Here is a 16062-nt window from a genome sequence, read left to right as displayed (position 1 = left end):
CCGGGGACTCGGGCGACACCGCCCGGTCTCACGAAGCGGTACGTCGCGTCCCGGTTCTTGAAACCGTCGTCGCACAGATGATTAGAGTTCGGTGTGAACACCCCCGTCCACGCCGACGTGTACACGCACGGCCACCACGAGTCGGTCCTGCGCTCGCACCGGTGGCGCACCGCCGAGAACTCCGCCGCGTACCTGCTGCCGTCGCTGCGCCCCGGCCTGCGCCTGCTCGACGTCGGCTGCGGCCCGGGCTCGGTGACGATCGACCTCGCGTCGCGGGTCGCACCCGGCGAGGTGATCGGCGTCGACATGTCGGCGAAGGTGATCGACAGCGCGCGCACCGCCGCGGCCGACGCCGGCGCCGCCAACGTGACGTTCGCGGTCGCCGACGCGTACTCCCTGCCGTTCGAGGACGACGCGTTCGACGTCGTCCACGCGCACCAGGTGCTCCAGCACCTGTCCGACCCGGTCGCGGCGCTGCGCGAGATGCGCCGCGTCGCGAAGCCGGGCGGCGTCGTCGCGGTGCGCGACGCGGACTACGCGGGCATGACGTGGTACCCGCCGTCGCCCGGTCTCGACGAGTGGCAGGCGCTCTACCAGGAGGTCACCGAGGCCAACCGCGCGGAGGCCGACGCGGGCCGCCGCCTGCTGTCGTGGGTCCGCGCCGCGGGCTTCGACCCGGCCGGGATCGCCCCGTCCGCGGGCGTGTGGTGCTACGCGACGCCCGAGGACCGCACCTGGTGGGCGGACCTGTGGGCCGACCGCTGCGTGAAGTCGAACTTCGCCGCCCAGGCCATCGACCACCGGCTCGCCGACGAGGTCGGCCTCGAGCTGCTCGCCGACGCGTGGCGCGAGTGGGGCGCCGAGCCCGACGGCTGGTTCACCGTGCTGCACGGCGAGGTCGTCGCGCGGGCCTGAGGTCCACGTAACCTGGGCCCGTGCGCATCGCCCGCTTCACCACAGGTCAGGACCCGCGCTACGCCGTCGTCGAGGGCGAGCCCGGCGCGGAGGAGCTCGTCGTCATCTCCGGCGACCCGATCTACACGCCTATCCAGCCCACGGGGGAGCGGCGTCGCCTCGACGACGACGGCGTCCGCCTGCTCGCCCCCGTGATCCCGCGGTCCAAGATCATCGGCGTCGGCCGCAACTACGCCGACCACGCCCAGGAGATGGGCAACGAGGTCCCGACGGCTCCGCTGCTGTTCCTCAAGCCCAACACGTCGGTCATCGGCCCGGACGACCCGATCGTCCTGCCCGACTGGACCGAGCACGTCGAGCACGAGGCCGAGCTGGCCGTCGTGATCGGCAAGGTCACGAAGGACGTGAGCCCGGAGCGGGCGCTCGACCACGTGTTCGGGTTCACGGTCGCGAACGACGTCACCGCGCGCGACGTCCAGCGCAGCGACCTCCAGTGGACGCGCGCCAAGGGCTTCGACGGGTCGTGCCCGATCGGACCGTGGATCGTCCCCGGCCTCGACGTCGACGACCTGGCGGTCACCGCGCGCGTCAACGGCGAGACGAAGCAGGACGGCCGCACGTCCCAGATGATCTTCGACACCGCCTACCTCGTGTCCTACGTCTCCGAGGCGTTCACGCTCCTGCCGGGCGACGTGATCCTGACGGGCACGCCCGCGGGCGTGAGCCCGATCGTCGACCGCGACGTCGTCGAGGTGGAGGTCGAGTCGATCGGCGTCCTGCGCAACCCGGTGCTCCGCCGGGGGTGAGGTCCGCGCGTCACACGTGCGTGCCGAGCAGTCCTGTCGTGATGAACAGCGTCCAGACCGCCACGACGACGAGCACCGGCGCGGCGACGATCGTGGCGGCGAACGCGACCCAGTAGGCGGACGTCCGGCGCCCCCGGTCCGCGAGCCGGCGGGTCGCGACCGCCGCCGGGACGGCGCCGAGCACGCCGACCGCGGCGAGCTGGACGAGGCCCAGCAGGCACGGCAGCGCCGTGACGACGACGACGAGGGCCACGTGGCTCCGGCGCACGGGCGGCAGCGGCACCGTCGGCGACCCGCACACGGCGCACACGTGCCGGGGCTCGGCGCGGCCCGCACGGCGGCAGCCCTCCTGCACGCAGCCGCGCACCGGCGGACGCCGGGCGGGGCGTCGTGGGGGCTCGGCCGGACCGCCGGCGGGTGTCGACCGCCGTCCGCACAGCGCGCACAGGGCGTCGTGGGTGTCCACGCCGTGCCGCAGGCAGGACGCGTCCGCGCAGCGGTACGTCGTCGGCACGGTCACCTCCTCGACGGGTCCCGACGTGTCTACCGGACGAGCCCGCGGGTGGCGCCGCCCGGACGGGTGACCGATCGGGTCGCCCCGGCCGGGCGACTACCCTGGACGCCGTGACCACCCCCACCTCCGCGACCTCGGCCGTGCGCGTCCGCTTCTGCCCGTCGCCGACCGGAACGCCGCACGTCGGCCTCATCCGCACGGCCCTGTTCAACTGGGCGTACGCCCGGCGCACGGGCGGGACGTTCGTGTTCCGGATCGAGGACACGGACGCCGAGCGGGACTCGGAGGAGAGCTACCTTCAGCTCCTCGACGCGCTGCGCTGGCTGGGGCTGGACTGGGACGAGGGCGTCGAGGTTGGCGGCCCGCACGAGCCGTACCGGCAGTCGCAGCGCTACGACCTGTACACGGACGTCGTGCGCCGGCTCGTCGAGGGCGGCTACGCGTACGAGTCGTTCGCGACGCCGGAGGAGATCGAGGCCCGGCACCGCGCCGCGGGCCGCGACCCGAAGCTCGGGTACGACGGGTTCGACCGCGACCTGACCGACGAGCAGAAGGCTGCCTACCGCGCTGAGGGGCGCTCGCCGGTGCTGCGGCTGCGGATGCCCGACGAGGACGTGACCTTCACGGACCTCGTGCGCGGCGAGATCACGTTCAAGGCCGGCTCGGTGCCGGACTACGTCATCGTGCGCGCGAACGGCCACCCGCTCTACACGCTCGTCAACCCCGTCGACGACGCGTTCATGGGCATCACGCACGTGCTGCGCGGCGAGGACCTGCTGTCGTCCACGCCGCGGCAGGTCGTGCTCTACCGCGCGCTGCTCGACCTGGGCGTCGCGACCGTCATGCCGCAGTTCGGCCACATGCCGTACGTCATGGGCGAGGGCAACAAGAAGCTCTCCAAGCGCGACCCCGAGTCGAACCTGTTCCTGCACCGCGAGCGGGGCTTCACGCGCGAGGGCCTGCTCAACTACCTCGCGCTGCTCGGCTGGTCGATCGCGCCGGACCGCGACGTGTTCTCGCTCGAGGAGATGGCGCAGGCGTTCGACATCGCCGACGTCAACCCGAACCCGGCGCGCTTCGACCTGAAGAAGGCCGAGGCCATCAACGCCGAGCACGTGCGCCTGCTCGCGCCCGACGACTTCCGCGACCGGCTCGTGCCGTACCTGCACGCGGGCGGGCTGGTCCCGGCCGACTCCTACGCGGACCTGTCGGCCGAGCACCGCGCGCTGCTGGACGCCGGGGCGCCGCTCATCCAGACGCGCATCACGCTGCTCGGTGAGGCCGTCGGCATGCTCGGGTTCCTGTTCACGGCCGACGACGCCGTCGAGGTGGCCGAGGACGCGCACAAGGCCCTGCGCGACGACGCGGCCACGGTCCTCGCCGCGTCCCGTACCGCGCTCGCGGCGCTGCCCGCGGACGGCTTCACGACGGAGGCGACGCAGGAGGCCCTGCAGGCCGCGCTCGTCGACGAGGGCGGGCTCGGGATCAAGCCGCGGTTCGCGTACACGCCGCTGCGCGTCGCGCTGTCGGGGCGCCGGGTCTCGCCGCCGCTGTTCGAGTCGATGGAGATCCTCGGCCAGGCGTCCACGCTCGCGCGGATCGACCGCCTGCGCGCGGCCCTGTGACCGACCGCTCCGCCGCGCCGGAGCGCCTCGTCGACGGCGTCCTGTTCGACATCGACGACACGCTCGTCGACACGCGTGGCGCGTTCGCCGTCGCGCTGGCCGACGTCGCGCGCCGCTGGCTGCCCGACGTCACGCCGGACCGCGACCACGAGCTCGTGACGACGTGGCGTGCCGACGTGGGCGGTCACTACGCCCGCTACACGCGCGGGGAGGTCGACTACCACGCGCAGCGGCGCGCCCGCGCGAACGAGCTGCACGCCCGGTACGGCGGCCCGGCCCTCGACGAGGACGGCTACCGCGCGTGGAGCGAGGTGTTCGACGACGGGTTCCGCGGCGCGTGGGCGGCGCACGTCGACGTGGAGGCGGTCGTCGACGACCTGCTCGCGGCCGGGCTCGCGGTCGGGGCCCTGTCGAACGCGTCGGTCGCGCTGCAGACGGACAAGCTGCGCCGCGTCGGTCTCGTCGACCGGGTGCCCATGCTCGTGGGCGTCGACACGCTCGGCTTCGGCAAGCCCGACCCCCGCGTGTTCGTCGAGGCCTGCCGCCTGCTCGGCACGTCGCCCGCGCGGACCGCCTACGTGGGCGACGAGCTCGACGTCGACGCGGCCGCCGCCCGCGCGGCCGGTCTCGTCGGTGTCTGGCTCGACCGCCCCGGCCCGCGCCGCGTGCCGGTCCCGGACGAGGACGTCGCGACCGCCCGGGCGGCGGGCGTCCGGGTGATCGGCTCGCTGGCCGACCTGCCCGGCGCGCTCGGCCTGCGCGCGGGCCGCTGAGCCCGCACGCGACCGCGGGTCAGCGGCGGCTCGCCCGCCATGCGCGGGTGACGTAGGGGACGTCGACCTCGGTGCGGCCGCGCAGGTCGGGGTGGGTGGCGACGAGCTCGTCCACGCGGTCCAGGAGCGCGTCACGCTCGCCGGCGGGGAGCGTGAGCAGGTGGCTGCGGCTCGCGGCCAGGACCCGCAGGTCGGACGTCGCCATCCGCATCGACCAGGTGAACGTGCGGTGCTCGGGTGCGTCGAACGCCGGCCCGAGGCCCGGCTCGCGGGCGCTCGTGTCGAGCGGGTCTCCCGTGTGCACGATCTCCGTCCAGCGCGCGACCCAGTCGGTCGTCGCGTCACGCACGTTCCACAGGACCGCGAGCCGCCCGCCGGGGCGCAGCACGCGCGCGACCTCGCTCGCCGCGGCGGCCTCGTCGAACCAGTGCCACGCCTGCGCGACCGTCACGGCGTCCACGCACGCGTCGGGCAGCCCGGTGGCCTCGGCGCTGCCGGGGCGCGCGTCCGCCTCGGGGACCGAGCGCTCCAGCTCGGCGCGCATGCCGTCCGACGGCTCGACCGCGACGACGTCGTAGCCGGACGCGACGAGGCGTGCGGTGAGCTTGCCGGTCCCCGCGGCGAGGTCGAGCACGTCGCGCGCGCCGTGCGGCACGCACCAGCGGACCACCTCGTCGGGGTAGCCGGGCCGGGCGGCCTGGTACGCGGCGACGCCGTGCTCGAACGACGCCGCCCGTGCAGCCCTCTGGTCCATCGCGTCCCCCTCCGGCCGACGGACCCGGGCCGTCAGGGCATCGGGTCCAGCAGCTCCAGCGCCTGCTCGTGCAGGAGCCCGTTGCTCACCAGGGCCGATCCGCCGAACGGGCCGGGCACGCCGCGCACGGACGTGAACCGCCCGCCCGCCTCGGTGACGATCGGCACGAGGGCGGCCATGTCGTGCAGCGCGAGCTCCGGCTCCGCCGACAGGTCGACAGCCCCCTCGGCGACGAGCACGTGGCTCCAGAAGTCACCGTACGCGCGGGTGCGCCACACGCGCCGGGTGAGGTCGAGGAACCGGTCGAGACCGCCGTGCTCCTCCCAGCCGGTGAGGCTCGAGTACGACAGCGACGCGTCCTCGAGCCGGTCCACGCCGGACACCTGCATGCGCGTCGCGGAGGCGAGCGAGCGGCCCGTCCACGCGCCCGAGCCCTGCGCGGCCCACCACCGGCGGCCGAGCGCGGGGGCGCTGACCAGGCCGACGACGACCTCGTCGCCGTCGATCAGCGCGATGAGCGTCGCCCACACCGGCACGCCCCGCACGAAGTTCTTGGTGCCGTCGATCGGGTCGACCACCCACCGCCGCGGCCCGTGCCCGGTGTCGGGCATCTCCTCGCCCTGCACGGCGTCGCGGGAGCGGGCGCGGGAGAGCTGGCCGCGGATGAGCTCCTCGGCCGCGCGGTCCGCGTCGGACACCGGCGTCAGGTCGGGCTTCGTCTCGACGCGCAGGTCCTGCGCCTTGAACCGCGACATGGTCAGGGAGTCGACCTGGTCCGCCATCACGTGGGCGAGGCGCAGGTCGTCGTCGTACCCGGGGCGCAGGCTCATGGCGGACACCGTAGCGTCCGAGCCCGCGCGCGAGCCGCAGGTCAGCGCGTCACGGACGCGCGGACTCCCGGGACTCGCGCGGGTCCGGGTCGGTGGTGCCGAGCCGGCTCGCGAGCAGGCGGCGGAACGACTCGACGCGGGCCGCCCGTGCGTCACGCGTCTCGCCCTGCGCGTCCGCGACCCAGTCGTCGAGCGCGCAGTCGGGGGAGTCGCCCGCGTGCGTGCACCCGCGCGGGCACTCCTGCGCGACCTCCGCGAGGTCGGCGAAGGCGCCGAGCAGGTGGGCGGGGTCGACGTGCGCGAGACCGAACGACCGCACCCCCGGGGTGTCGATGACCCAGGTCGGTGCACCCTCGCCGGGCACCCGCAGGGCCACCGCGGACGTCGACGTGTGCCGTCCGCGGCCCGTCACGTCGTTCACCACGCCCGTCGCGCGCGCCGCGTGCGGCACCAGCGCGTTGACCAGCGTGGACTTGCCGACGCCGGAGTGCCCGACGAGCACCGACGTGCGCCCGTCGAGCGCGGCCCGCAGGTCGTCGAAGCCGTGGATGACCCGCTCGTCGCTCGGCCCCTCGGTGCGCGTCACGACGACGCGCACGCCGATCGGCGCGTACATCGCGACGAGCTCGGCCGGGTCCGCGAGGTCCGCCTTGGTGAGCGCGAGAAGGACGTCCATGCCCGCGTCGTACGCCGCCGCGACGCAGCGGTCGATCATGCGCGTGCGCGGCTCGGGGTCGGCGAGGGCCGTGACGATCACGAGCTGGTCGGCGTTCGCGACGATGACGCGCTCGACGGGGTCGGTGTCGTCGGCCGTGCGACGCAGCACCGTCCGGCGCTCGCCGATGCGCACGATCCGGGCGAGCGAGCCGTCGTCGCCGGTCGTGTCGCCCACGACGTCGACCCGGTCACCGGGCACGACGCGCTCGCGCCCGAGCTCGCGTGCCTTCATGGCGGTCGCACGGCGCTCGTCGGGGCCGCCCGGGTCGACGAGGACCGCGTAGCGGCCGCGGTCGACGCCCGTGACGAGGGCGACGTCCGCGTCGGCGTGCTCCGGACGGATCTTGGTGCGCGGCCGCGTCCCGCGACCGGGACGGATGCGCACGTCCCGTTCGTCGTAGCGGCGACCCGCCATCAGCGGCCCTGCGTCCCGGCGAGCATGGCGTCCCACATCGCGACGAAGTCGGGGAGCGTCTTGCCGGTGGTGGCGACGTCCTCCACCTCGACACCCGGGACCCGCAGGCCCACGAGCGCGCCCGCGGTGGCCATGCGGTGGTCCGCGTAGGTGCGCCACACCCCGCCCGTGAGCGGGCGCGGCGTGATGACGAGGCCGTCGGCGGTCTGCTCCGCCTGACCGCCGAGGCGGGTGATCTCGCTCGCCAGCGCCGCGAGCCGGTCCGTCTCGTGGCCGCGCAGGTGCGCGATGCCGCGCAGCCGGGTGGGGGAGTCGGCGAACGTCGCGAGCGCCGCGAGGGTGGGGGCGAGCTCCCCGGCGGGCTTGAGGTCGAGGTCGACGCCGTGCACGGTGCCCGTGCCGGTCACGGACAGCACGTCACCGTCCAGGCGCGTCGTGGCGCCCATGCGCTCGAGGATGCCGGGCAGCAGGCCGCCGGGCTGCGTCGTCGTCGCGGGCCAGCCGGGGACGCGCACCGTGCCGCCGACCGCGAGCGCGGCGACGAGGAAGGCACCCGCGTTCGACAGGTCGGGCTCGACGCGCACGTCGCGCCCCGCGACCGGGCCGGGCTCGACGCGCCAGATGTCGGGCCGCGAGTCGTCGACCGCCACACCGGCCGCGCGCAGCACGTCGACGGTCATCTCGATGTGGGGCAGGCTCGGCAGCGTCCGCCCCGTGTGCCGGACCGTGAGCCCCTGCTCGAACCGCGCACCCGCGAGCAGCAGGCCGGACACGAACTGGCTCGACCCGGACGCGTCGACGTCGACCTGCCCGCCGCGCACCTGCCCCCGGCCGTGCACGGTGAGGGGCAGGTGCCCGGGCTCGCCGTCCTCGTCGACGCGCACGCCGAGCGCGCGCAGGGCCTGGATCACCGGACCCATGGGGCGCACCAGCGCCTCGGGGTCCCCCTTGAAGTGCACAGGGCCGTCCGCGAGGGCGGCCACCGCGGGCAGGAACCGCATGACCGTACCGGCGAGGCCGCAGTCGATCGTCACGTGACCGCGCAGCGGCGCGGGGGACACGAGCCAGTCGCGCCCTGTCTCGACGCCGACGCCGAGCGTCTCCAGCGCGCCGGCCATGAGGCGGGTGTCGCGGGACGACAGCACGGAGCGCAGGCGGCTCGGCCCGTCGGCGAGCGCCGCGAGGACGAGGTAGCGGTTGCTGAGCGACTTGGAGCCGGGCACCTCGACGAGCGCGTCGAGCGCCCCGGAGGCCTGCGGGGCGGGCCAGAGCGCGGCGGTCGGGTGCGGCTGGGCGTCCAGGGCGGTCATGGCGCCAGGTTACTGGCGTGCCGCGGACGGCCGTCGGCAGCGCCCGGCGTGCGAGCGCCCGCGCGGGGCTGGCTCGGCTCCGCGGCTCGGCTCCGCGGCCGCGCGACGGGGCCGCCCGTCAGTCGTGCGCGGCGTGCCGGGCGCGCGCCTGCTGCACCCGCCACGACAGGCCGGGCCGGCCCTCGTGGTCCGCGGCGGCGAGGAGCGCGCCGCCGAGCGACGACAGCGCCCGGACGAGACGAGCCCGCCGGTGCGTGCGCGCCGACGCGTCGACGTCGCGGGAGCGGTCCGGCAGGTTGACGACGACGAGCGGGGCCGTGAGCGCCGCGAGCGCGAGCGCGGCGGTGCGCGGCGCCTTGCCCACCGCGAGCAGCACGCCCGCGGTCGCGAGCGCGGCGCCGTGCGCCTGGACCGCGGTGCGCAGCTGCTTCTCGGTGACGTCGAAGCCGAGGACGCCACGCGTCGCCCCGCGCCCGCGCACCGAGGCGGGCAGGCGCGTGCCGGCGGCGTCGAGCGCGGCGCGGGCCTCGGCGGCGTGCGAGGCCGGGTGCCGGACGACGTCGAGCCCCTCGGTGACGAACCACGTGGCGAGCAGCGGACGGGCGATGCGACGCAGCAGCACGGCGGCCTCCTCCTAGATCGCGCCGCCGGCGGCGGCCGGGGCGTCGGGCGACTCGCCGGAGTCGCCGATCGTCTCGCGGGCGACGTAGTTCTCCAGGTCGAAGAGGTTGTCGCCCGCGCGGGTCGCGACGGTGAGCAGCGTGCGCGCAGCCGCCACCTCCTCGACCTGCTCCTTGAGGAACCACAGGAGGAACTGCTCGCCCAGCGCGTCGCCCTCGGCGCGGGCGGCCCGGAAGATCGCCTCGATCTGGTCGGTCACCTGCTGCTCCTGCGCGAGCGCGAGCGCGAGGGGCTCGAGCACGGTGGAGAACGCGTTGCGCACGGGGCTCCCGGCGGGGATCTCGACGTCGAGGTCCCGGTCGAGCAGGTACTGGACGAGCATCATCGCGTGGTTGCGCTCCTCGAGCGCCTGCCGGTAGTAGTGCCGTGCGAGCTGCGGCAGGTCCTGGTTGTCGCACCAGACCGCGATCGCGACGTACTGCTGGTGCGCGTCGAACTCGTGCCCGATCTGCTCGCGCAGCAGCCGCAGGAACTCGGAACCCGCCGGGGTCGTCGTCATGGCAGCACGCTAGCCCGCAGGTGCCAGGTGCCGCGACGGCGGGAATGCGCCGCGCCTGCGTGTCGTTGTGCAGCGCATGACCTCAGCCGTCCAGGAGCGCACCGCGCCCGCCCTCGACGACGCCGTGGCTGGTGCCGCGCCGGGGGTCGTGCCCGGTGTCGTCATCGGGTGGCCCGGGACGAGCGCGGACGCGCCCGCCGGTGGCACCCCCGTCGGCGGACTAGGCTCGTGGTCGATGAGCGAGGACACCCACCGCGCGCCCGACGCCGAGGACGAGGGCGCCCGGACCGAGCGGTTCGAGGCCGAGGCGCTGGTCTACCTGGACCAGCTGTACGGCGCTGCGCTGCGCATGACCCGGAACCCGGCCGACGCCGAGGACCTGGTGCAGGAGACGTTCACGAAGGCCTTCGCGGCCTTCCACCAGTACCGGCCGGGCACGAACCTCAAGGCGTGGCTCTACCGGATCCTCACCAACACCTACATCAACTCCTACCGCAAGAAGCAGCGCGAGCCGCAGCAGTCGCGGTCGGAGGAGATCGAGGACTGGCAGCTCGCGCGTGCGGAGTCGCACACGTCGAGCGGCCTGCGATCCGCCGAGGCGGAGGCGCTGGACCACCTGCCGGACTCCGACGTGAAGGACGCGCTGCAGCGCATCCCGGAGGAGTTCCGGATCGCGGTGTACCTCGCCGACGTCGAGGGGTTCGCCTACAAGGAGATCGCGGAGATCATGGGGACGCCGATCGGGACGGTGATGTCCCGTCTGCACCGGGGTCGAGGGCAGCTGCGGGAGATGCTCACCGACTACGCGCGCGAGCGCGGCCTGGTCGCGGCGACCCCGGGCACGGCGGAGGGTGCTCGATGAGCGAGAAGGACGAGTCGGTCCAGCAGGTGACCGGCACGTGCGGGAACAACTGTCAGGACGCGCTCGACCGGCTGTGGGAGTACCTGGACGCCGAGCTCGCGGACATCGACGCGCAGACGGTGCGGACCCACCTGGCCGAGTGCCCGGGCTGCCTCGAGGAGTACGACGTCGACGTCGTGGTCAAGCACCTCGTACGCCGGGGCTGCCAGGAGGTCGCACCGGACACGCTGCGGGTGCGGATCCACCGGCAGCTCACGGTCATGGACGTGGACCAGACGCCGTCCTGAGCACGTCGAAGGCCCGGTACCCCGCGGGGTTCCGGGCCTTCGTGCTGGTGCGGTGTCGCGCCGAACGCTCAGGCGTTGGGACGCTTGCCGTGGTTCGCGCCGCTCCCGGCACGGGAACGACGCTTGCGGCCGCGCTTGCTCATGGGTGTCTCCTCGAAAGGGTCTGTGCCGGCTGGGTCCTGATCCACCACGGGACGAACCCGTGCGCCGGCCGGACTGCCCTCCATCGTCCCACATCCGGCGGGTCCTCAAGTCCGCCCGGCGGGTGTCCGATAACCGAGGCGTGAGCCCCAGCACGCAGTCCGTCATCCCGTTCCTGCACGCCCTCGCCAGCACGGGCGGGTCCGACCTGCACTGCAAGGTCGGGTCGGCGCCGCGCGTGCGCGTCGACGGGCGGCTGCGCAAGCTGCAGGTGCCGGACCTGCGCCCCGCGGACACCGAGCGGATGCTCGAGGAGGTGCTGCCGGACGACCTCGTCGAGAAGTTCCGCGACACGCACGAGGCGGACTTCGCGTACTCGCTGTCGGGCGTCGGCCGGTTCCGCGTCAACGCGTACCAGGCGCGCGGCACGTTCGGCCTGGTGTTCCGACGTGTCGCCGTGGGGGCGGAGTCGCTGGGCAGCCTGGGCCTGCCCGAGGTCGTGGGGGAGCTCGCGCTCGAGCCGTGTGGCCTGGTGCTGGTGACGGGGCCGACGGGCTCGGGCAAGACGACGACGCTCGCGTCGATGGTCGACCTCATCAACACGTACCGCGAGGTCAACATCGTCACGATCGAGGACCCGATCGAGATCCTGCACCAGGACAAGAAGGCGATCGTGTCGCAGCGCGAGGTCCGGCAGGACACCGCCGACTTCACGGTCGCGCTGCGGGCCGCGATGCGGCAGGACCCGGACGTGATCCTGGTCGGCGAGATGCGTGACGTGGAGACCGTGCGGGCGGCGCTCTCCGCGGCGGAGACGGGCCACCTGGTGCTGACGACGCTGCACACGATCGACGCGGCGGAGTCGATCAACCGCATCATCGACTTCTTCCCGCCGCACGAGCAGAAGCAGGTGCGTGTCGCCCTGTCGCAGGCGTTGCGGGGGATCGTGTCGCAGCGCCTCGTGCGCCGTGCGGACGGCAACGGGCGCCGGCCGGCGATCGAGGTGCTGGTCAACACGGGCCGCACGGCCGAGGTGATCCTCGACCCGACGAGCGGCCCGCCGCTGCTGGACCTGATCCGCGAGGGCGACTTCTACAAGATGCAGACGTTCGACCAGCACCTGTTCCAGATGGTGCGCGACGACGTCATCACCTACGAGGAGGCCATGTCGGCGTCCTCGAACCCGCACGACCTCACGGTCGAGCTGCGCCAGGCCGGCCTCGTGTCCTGACCCTCGGCGTCCCCCGGAGCGCGCGTCCCGTCCTGCGGCGGGTCGCGCGCTTCGTCGTCCCAGGGCTTGCCCGGGATCGAGACGCGATATAACGTGTCTGAAGGAGACGAGATATATCGCGAACAGGAGCACAGCATGGCCACGGAGTCCTGGGTCGTCGCCGGCCCGCAGATCATCGAGGTCGAGAAGGTGGAGGCCCTGCGCGTCCAGCTCGTCGGCGGACGCGTCGACGTCGTGGCGCGCGACGAGCCGGGCGCCCGCATCGAGGTGCACGGCGTCGACGGGCGGCCGCTCGAGATCACGCTCGTCGACGGGGAGCTGCGCGTCGGCTACGCGTTCACCCTGACCGGCTGGGACGGGTTCGTCGAGCGGTTCCTCAACTTCCGCGACAAGGACCGCGCCGACGTGCACATCGCCGTGCCCCGCGACGTGCACGCCAAGGTCGGCACCGTGAGCGCGGAGGGCCTGCTCGCGGGCGTCGTGTCCGACTCGTCGGTGTCCACCGTGTCCGGGTCGCTCGTCGTCGACGGCACCCGCGGGCGGCTGTCGGCGAACACCGTCTCGGGAGAGATCGTCGTGCGCGACCACGGCGGCGACCTGCGCCTCAACTCGGTCTCGGGCGAGCTGGCCGTGTCCGGTGACCTCGCCGTCGTGCAGGCCAACACGGTCTCCGGCGCGCTGAGCGTCGACGTCACCTCGGGCAGCTCCTCGCTCACCGCGTCGACCGTCTCCGGTGACGTCACCGTGCGGCTGCCCGCGGGCAAGGGCGTGCAGGTCAAGGCGCAGTCCGTGTCGGGCCGTCTCGTGGTCGACGGCGAGGAGTTCAAGGGCTCGAAGCCGGGCCAGCGCAAGGTCGACCTGCGCACGGGCGACGGTGCGTGCTTCGTGCAGGCCAGCACCGTGTCCGGGCACGTCACCGTCCTGCGGGGGGCCGGCAAGTGATGGCCCCGGTGTTCGCGCACGGGCAGCTGCGGCTCTACCTGCTGTCGCTGCTCGAGTCCGGCCCCAAGCACGGCTACGAGCTCATGACCGCGCTGTCCGACCGGTTCGGCGGCACCTACCGTCCGAGCGCGGGGACGATCTACCCGCGGCTCGCCCGGCTCGAGGAGGAGGGGCTCGTCGTCCGTGTCGACGAGGAGCGCAAGAGCACGTACGCCCTCACCGACGCCGGACGTGCCGAGCTCGCGGCCCGCAGCGCGGACCTCGCCGAGCTCGAGGAGGGCATCGCCGAGACCGTGCGGGACAGGGCCGAGGCCGTGCGGGACGACGTGCGCGGCTCGATGCGCGGCCTGCGGGCCGACCTCGCCGCCGCCGCGCAGCAGGCCCGGGCGACGGCCGTGCAGCACGCCGCGGGCAAGCCCGACGACCCGCACCTCGCGTCGCACGTGCGGCGCGCGGACGCCGAGGCCATGATCGGCCGGTTCCGCGACGAGCTGCGCGCCGATCTCCGGCGGGCCGACGCCCAGGGGAAGGTCGAGCAGCTCACGGTCGAGACGCTGCGCGCGGTCCTCGACTCGGCACTCTCCGCGGTGCGGCAGACGCTGCGCTGACCCGGGGTCGGCGCCTGCGCCTGCGCCAGCCGGTGCGCGGGCGCCGGCCCCGTGCCGTTCTGGCTCGCGGTCCGGCTGCGCCGGTCGGGCTGTGCCGGTCGGGCTGTGCCGGTCGGGCTGTGCCGGTCGGGCTGTGCCGGTCGGCCTGTGCCGACCCTCAGGCGGTGTCGTCCGGCAGGCCCAGCCAGGCGTGCCAGCCGGTGTGCAGCACGAGCCAGGCCATGAGGCCGTACCCGGCCTGCCCGGGCAGCACGCCGTTGCCCGCCGCGAGGTCGCCGAGCCACTGGTCGTGCGCGGCGAGCGGCGTGTACGTGTCGACGTACGGCACGCGCCGACGCAGCGCGACGTCGGCGAACGCCGCCGAGAGGTCGGCCAGCTTCTCGGCGTCGGCGGTCGCCCCGGGCGGGGGGCCGACGACGAACGCGGGGATCCGGCGCTGCTCCGCGACGTCGAGGATGTTGGCGAGGTTCAGCCGGCTGCGGGCCAGCGAGAGCCCGGCGGCGACGTCCGCCCGCCCGAGCGCGACGACGAGGCGGTTGTCGGCCTCCGCGGAGAGCCGGCGGCCGACCTCGTCCTCCCAGCGGGCGCCGAGGCCCGAGGTCGTCTCCCCGGGGACCGCGAGCGTGAGGGCGGTCAGCGGCTCGGGTGCGGGGGTGCGGGCGACGACGCGGCCGACCCAGCCGAGCCCCTTCGGGTCGCCGGCGCCGGCGGCCAGCTCGTCGCCGACCACCGCCAGTCGCAGCTCTCCCACCGTGCCCTCGCTCTCGCCCACGCCGCTCACGACGCCGGTGGCGCCGTCCGGAGCCCAGTGTCTCAGGGCGGAGGCGTCGGACGCGGCTCATCGGTGGGCCTGTCGCCCGACGGCGTGACGGCGCGGCCCGGAGCGGCGGGCCGCGCGGCGTCAGGCGGCGGAGCGGAAGGGGCTGCTCGGGAGGTCGGAGGTGGCGTCCGCCCAGTCGGCGTGCGAGGCCGGCGGGGGAGTCGTGCCGAGGCCGTCGCGGCGGACGGTGACGACGAGGCGGGCCACCCACCAGGCCGCGGTGGCAAGGACGAGGACGATCCAGAACGTGGTCATGGCAGAAAGTCTGCGACCGTCGATCGCGCGCCACGAGTGGCAGGAGAGACGGTGACCATTGAAATCCCGCCAGGCTCGTGACGATACTGGCGGCATGCTTCGTTCCGTCGCCGCGATCACGCTCCCCAACACGGCCCCGTTCGAGCTCGGCGTGGTGTGCGAGGTGTTCGGCATCGACCGGACCGACACCGGCGGCCCGCGCTTCGACTTCACCGTCTGCACGCCGGAGCCCGGCCTCGTGACGACGAAGGCTGGGTTCTCGCTGCTCGTGGAGCAGGGGCTCGACGTCACCGAGCACGCCGACCTGGTCGTCATGCCCGCCTACGGCGATCCCACCGAGGTGCCCGAGGTGGTGCTCGACGCGCTGCGCCGCGCGCACGCCCGCGGCGCCTGGATCATGAGCATCTGCAGCGGGGCGTTCGCGCTCGGGGAGGCCGGCCTGCTCGACGGGCGCCGGTGCACCACGCACTGGATGTACACGGACCAGCTCGCGCGCCGCTTCCCGCGCGCCGTGATCGACCCGGCCGTGCTCTACGTCGACGACGACCGCGTCATCACCAGCGCCGGCACCGCGGCCGGGATCGACGCGTGCCTGCACCTCGTGCGCCGCGAGCTCGGCGCGGCGATGGCGTCCGCCGTCGCGCGCCGCATGGTCGTCCCGCCCCACCGTGACGGCGGTCAGGCGCAGTACGTCGACACGCCCCTGCCGTGCGACGCCGACACGCTCGCGCCGCTGCTCGCGTGGATGGTCGAGAACCTCGAGCAGGACCTCACGGTGCCCGAGCTCGCTGCGCGCGCGTTCGTCTCCGAGCGGACCTTCGCCCGCCGGTTCAAGGCCGAGACCGGGACGACGCCCGCGGCCTGGATCACGCGGCAGCGCCTCGTGCGCGCGCAGGAGATGCTCGAGCGTTCCGACGCGACGGTCGAGGAGATCGCGCGCCTGTGCGGCTTCGGGACGGCCGCCGTCCTGCGCCACCACTTCGCGCGCACGCTCGGCACGAGCCCGCAGTCCTACCGCCGGACGTTCGCGGTGCCCCAGCCCGTCGCCTGACGCGGCTCGGCGGACGGCCGGCCCCG

20 protein-coding genes are annotated in these 16062 nt (G+C 74.5%); 10 read left to right on the top strand and 10 right to left on the bottom strand.

What is annotated here, in order from left to right; genetic code table 11:
* Positions 1 to 93 precede the first annotated feature (93 nt).
* Both CELF_RS13480 and CELF_RS13475 read left to right on the top strand, forming a co-directional pair.
* Positions 94 to 915 (top strand): methyltransferase domain-containing protein, encoded by an 822-nt coding sequence (locus tag CELF_RS13480; protein WP_013771824.1) that lies wholly within the window; start codon positions 94 to 96, stop codon positions 913 to 915.
* Positions 916 to 935: 20 nt separating this feature from the next.
* Complete coding sequence (locus CELF_RS13475; protein ID WP_013771823.1) at positions 936 to 1721, top strand: fumarylacetoacetate hydrolase family protein; 786 nt, start codon at positions 936 to 938, stop codon at positions 1719 to 1721.
* A 10-nt stretch (positions 1722 to 1731) separates the two neighbouring features.
* On the opposite strand, the gene CELF_RS13470 is transcribed toward CELF_RS13475, so the two are convergent.
* Positions 1732 to 2235, bottom strand: coding sequence for a hypothetical protein (locus CELF_RS13470; protein ID WP_013771822.1), 504 nt, complete (start codon positions 2233 to 2235; stop codon positions 1732 to 1734).
* A gap of 110 nt (positions 2236 to 2345) precedes the next feature.
* On the opposite strand from CELF_RS13470, the gene gltX reads away from it, so the two are divergent.
* Both gltX and CELF_RS13460 read left to right on the top strand, forming a co-directional pair.
* The gene (gene gltX / locus CELF_RS13465; protein WP_013771821.1) at positions 2346 to 3860 is read left to right on the top strand and encodes a glutamate--tRNA ligase; all 1515 of its coding nucleotides are present in this window, start codon (positions 2346 to 2348) and stop codon (positions 3858 to 3860) included.
* Positions 3857 to 4633: an HAD family hydrolase gene (locus CELF_RS13460; protein WP_013771820.1), complete on the top strand. Its 777-nt coding sequence runs from the start codon at positions 3857 to 3859 to the stop codon at positions 4631 to 4633. Before gltX ends, CELF_RS13460 begins: the two co-directional genes overlap by 4 nt.
* 19 nt (positions 4634 to 4652) lie before the next feature.
* Here the strand turns inward: CELF_RS13460 and CELF_RS13455 are convergent, their stop codons facing one another.
* The 6 genes from CELF_RS13455 to CELF_RS13430 form a co-directional block, all read right to left on the bottom strand.
* Positions 4653 to 5387, bottom strand: coding sequence for a class I SAM-dependent methyltransferase (locus CELF_RS13455; RefSeq protein WP_013771819.1), 735 nt, complete (start codon positions 5385 to 5387; stop codon positions 4653 to 4655).
* Between the two features lie 32 nt (positions 5388 to 5419).
* Positions 5420 to 6217 carry an inositol monophosphatase family protein gene (locus CELF_RS13450; protein WP_013771818.1) on the bottom strand — a complete coding sequence of 266 codons (798 nt, stop codon included), beginning with the start codon at positions 6215 to 6217 and terminating at the stop codon, positions 5420 to 5422.
* A 49-nt stretch (positions 6218 to 6266) separates the two neighbouring features.
* Positions 6267 to 7349: a ribosome small subunit-dependent GTPase A gene (rsgA, locus tag CELF_RS13445; RefSeq protein WP_013771817.1), complete on the bottom strand. Its 1083-nt coding sequence runs from the start codon at positions 7347 to 7349 to the stop codon at positions 6267 to 6269.
* Complete coding sequence (gene aroA, locus CELF_RS13440) at positions 7349 to 8659, bottom strand: 3-phosphoshikimate 1-carboxyvinyltransferase (protein ID WP_013771816.1); 1311 nt, start codon at positions 8657 to 8659, stop codon at positions 7349 to 7351. The genes rsgA and aroA overlap by 1 nt, the downstream gene beginning before the upstream one ends.
* A 118-nt stretch (positions 8660 to 8777) precedes the next feature.
* Positions 8778 to 9281 (bottom strand): hypothetical protein, encoded by a 504-nt coding sequence (locus CELF_RS13435; RefSeq protein ID WP_013771815.1) that lies wholly within the window; start codon positions 9279 to 9281, stop codon positions 8778 to 8780.
* A 12-nt stretch (positions 9282 to 9293) separates the two neighbouring features.
* Positions 9294 to 9839: a ferritin gene (locus CELF_RS13430; protein WP_013771814.1), complete on the bottom strand. Its 546-nt coding sequence runs from the start codon at positions 9837 to 9839 to the stop codon at positions 9294 to 9296.
* A gap of 76 nt (positions 9840 to 9915) precedes the next feature.
* Between CELF_RS13430 and CELF_RS13425 the strand changes: the two genes are divergently transcribed.
* Together CELF_RS13425 and rsrA are read left to right on the top strand one after the other, a co-directional pair.
* Positions 9916 to 10701, top strand: coding sequence for a sigma-70 family RNA polymerase sigma factor (locus CELF_RS13425; protein ID WP_013771813.1), 786 nt, complete (start codon positions 9916 to 9918; stop codon positions 10699 to 10701).
* Positions 10698 to 10988 (top strand): mycothiol system anti-sigma-R factor, encoded by a 291-nt coding sequence (rsrA, locus tag CELF_RS13420; RefSeq protein WP_013771812.1) that lies wholly within the window; start codon positions 10698 to 10700, stop codon positions 10986 to 10988. The genes CELF_RS13425 and rsrA overlap by 4 nt, the downstream gene beginning before the upstream one ends.
* Positions 10989 to 11056: 68 nt before the next feature.
* On the opposite strand, the gene CELF_RS21520 is transcribed toward rsrA, so the two are convergent.
* Positions 11057 to 11131 carry a 50S ribosomal protein bL37 gene (locus CELF_RS21520; protein ID WP_376698507.1) on the bottom strand — a complete coding sequence of 25 codons (75 nt, stop codon included), beginning with the start codon at positions 11129 to 11131 and terminating at the stop codon, positions 11057 to 11059.
* Positions 11132 to 11271: 140 nt separating this feature from the next.
* On the opposite strand from CELF_RS21520, the gene CELF_RS13415 reads away from it, so the two are divergent.
* The 3 genes from CELF_RS13415 (at position 11272) to CELF_RS13405 (ending at position 13910) form a co-directional block, all read left to right on the top strand.
* Entirely contained in the window at positions 11272 to 12360 is a 1089-nt protein-coding gene (locus tag CELF_RS13415) for a type IV pilus twitching motility protein PilT (protein ID WP_041553525.1), read from the top strand.
* A 135-nt stretch (positions 12361 to 12495) separates the two neighbouring features.
* A complete protein-coding gene (locus CELF_RS13410; RefSeq protein WP_013771810.1) occupies positions 12496 to 13302 on the top strand; it encodes a DUF4097 family beta strand repeat-containing protein in 807 nt (268 codons plus the stop codon).
* Complete coding sequence (locus CELF_RS13405) at positions 13302 to 13910, top strand: PadR family transcriptional regulator (protein ID WP_013771809.1); 609 nt, start codon at positions 13302 to 13304, stop codon at positions 13908 to 13910. The genes CELF_RS13410 and CELF_RS13405 overlap by 1 nt, the downstream gene beginning before the upstream one ends.
* A 157-nt stretch (positions 13911 to 14067) precedes the next feature.
* On the opposite strand, the gene CELF_RS13400 is transcribed toward CELF_RS13405, so the two are convergent.
* A complete protein-coding gene (locus tag CELF_RS13400) occupies positions 14068 to 14661 on the bottom strand; it encodes a GDSL-type esterase/lipase family protein (RefSeq protein ID WP_041554339.1) in 594 nt (197 codons plus the stop codon).
* 150 nt (positions 14662 to 14811) lie between these two features.
* Complete coding sequence (locus CELF_RS20665) at positions 14812 to 14985, bottom strand: hypothetical protein (protein ID WP_013771807.1); 174 nt, start codon at positions 14983 to 14985, stop codon at positions 14812 to 14814.
* 94 nt (positions 14986 to 15079) lie between these two features.
* Between CELF_RS20665 and CELF_RS13395 the strand changes: the two genes are divergently transcribed.
* Positions 15080 to 16036, top strand: a complete 957-nt coding sequence (locus tag CELF_RS13395) for a GlxA family transcriptional regulator (RefSeq protein ID WP_013771806.1) — start codon at positions 15080 to 15082, stop codon at positions 16034 to 16036.
* The last annotated feature ends 26 nt before the right edge of the window (positions 16037 to 16062 follow it).

Origin of the sequence: Cellulomonas fimi ATCC 484 (genome assembly GCF_000212695.1) — a bacterium.
GTDB classification, from domain to species: Bacteria; Actinomycetota; Actinomycetes; order Actinomycetales; family Cellulomonadaceae; genus Cellulomonas; species Cellulomonas fimi.
Note: the sequence above shows the minus strand (reverse complement) of the source record. Positions and strands in the feature narration are given on the sequence as shown.

Coding starts and splice junctions, on each gene's coding strand:
- CELF_RS13455 (WP_013771819.1), bottom strand. CDS start 5,387: ATGGACCAGAGGGCTGCACGGGCGGCGTCGTTCGAGCACGGCGTCGCC.
- CELF_RS13450 (WP_013771818.1), bottom strand. CDS start 6,217: ATGAGCCTGCGCCCCGGGTACGACGACGACCTGCGCCTCGCCCACGTG.
- rsgA (WP_013771817.1), bottom strand. CDS start 7,349: ATGGCGGGTCGCCGCTACGACGAACGGGACGTGCGCATCCGTCCCGGT.
- aroA (WP_013771816.1), bottom strand. CDS start 8,659: ATGACCGCCCTGGACGCCCAGCCGCACCCGACCGCCGCGCTCTGGCCC.
- CELF_RS13430 (WP_013771814.1), bottom strand. CDS start 9,839: ATGACGACGACCCCGGCGGGTTCCGAGTTCCTGCGGCTGCTGCGCGAG.
- CELF_RS13425 (WP_013771813.1), top strand. CDS start 9,916: ATGACCTCAGCCGTCCAGGAGCGCACCGCGCCCGCCCTCGACGACGCC.
- rsrA (WP_013771812.1), top strand. CDS start 10,698: ATGAGCGAGAAGGACGAGTCGGTCCAGCAGGTGACCGGCACGTGCGGG.
- CELF_RS13410 (WP_013771810.1), top strand. CDS start 12,496: ATGGCCACGGAGTCCTGGGTCGTCGCCGGCCCGCAGATCATCGAGGTC.
- CELF_RS13405 (WP_013771809.1), top strand. CDS start 13,302: ATGGCCCCGGTGTTCGCGCACGGGCAGCTGCGGCTCTACCTGCTGTCG.
- CELF_RS20665 (WP_013771807.1), bottom strand. CDS start 14,985: ATGACCACGTTCTGGATCGTCCTCGTCCTTGCCACCGCGGCCTGGTGG.
- CELF_RS13395 (WP_013771806.1), top strand. CDS start 15,080: ATGCTTCGTTCCGTCGCCGCGATCACGCTCCCCAACACGGCCCCGTTC.